Origin of the sequence: Microbacterium hibisci, assembly GCF_015278255.1 — a bacterium.
Classification (GTDB): Bacteria; Actinomycetota; Actinomycetes; order Actinomycetales; family Microbacteriaceae; genus Microbacterium; species Microbacterium hibisci.
In genome coordinates, this window is the sequence record NZ_JADIJC010000018.1 from 1 (window position 1) to 1,054 (window position 1,054).

The 1,054-nt window shown below is 72.0% G+C and carries 1 protein-coding gene; it reads left to right on the plus strand.

From position 1 onward, the window contains the following. Positions 1-10: 10 nt before the first annotated feature. Complete coding sequence (gene moaA / locus IM770_RS17770; protein ID WP_203582479.1) at positions 11-1,054, plus strand: GTP 3',8-cyclase MoaA; 1,044 nt, start codon at positions 11-13, stop codon at positions 1,052-1,054.

Sequence of the window (1,054 nt, forward strand, 5' to 3'; positions counted from 1 at the left end):
TGCCGCGCGCGTGTCCGCGGGTGAGGCGCCCGTGGCGGCGGGTGTGGGGGCGCCGTTGGTGGATACGCATGGGCGGGTGCATCGGGATCTGCGGATCTCGCTCACGGACCGGTGTTCGCTGCGGTGCACGTATTGCATGCCGGAGCAGGGCAATGAGTGGCTGGCGAAGTCCAGCATCCTGACGGTGGATGAGATCGTGCAGGTCGCCCGGGTGGCGGCGGCGGACGGGATCAGCACGTTCCGGCTGACCGGTGGGGAGCCGTTGCTGCGCGCCGACATCGTCGACGTGGTGCGCCGGCTGTCCGCGATCACCGGTCCGGACGGCGCCCGGGTGCAGGTGGCGATGACCACGAACGGCATCCGGCTGCCGGAGCTGCTGCCGGGGCTGGTGGCGGCGGGTCTGTCCCGGGTGAACATCTCGCTGGACACGCTGCGCCGGGACCGGTTCGCGGCGCTGACCCGGCGGGACCGGTTGCAGGATGTGCTGGCCGGGATCGCGGCGGCGGCGGCGTCGGGGTTGCGGCCGGTGAAGCTGAACGCGGTGGCGATGCGGGACGTGAACGACGACGAGCTGGTGGAGCTGGTGGAGTTCGCGATCGCTCATGATGCGCAGTTGCGGTTCATCGAGCAGATGCCGTTGGATGCCGGGCACACCTGGGACCGGGACCGGATGGTCACCCAGGCCGAGATCCTGGCCACCCTGTCGACCCGGTGGGTGTTGACGGAGGTGCCGGGGCGGGGTGGCGCGCCGGCGGCGCGGTGGCTGCTGGACGGCGGCCCGCACACCGTGGGGGTGATCGCGTCGGTGACCGCGCCGTTCTGCGGCGACTGCGACCGGCTGCGGCTGACCGCGGACGGGCAGCTGCGCAACTGCCTGTTCTCCACCACCGAGTACGACCTGCTCCCCACCCTCCGCACCCAGCCCGCCGCGGTCCACGACGAGGGCATCGACCGGATGCTGCGCGCCTGCGTGCACGGCAAACTCCCCGGCCACGCCATCAACGACCCCGCCTTCCTGCAACCCGCACGCGGCATGAACGCCATCGGCGGCTGA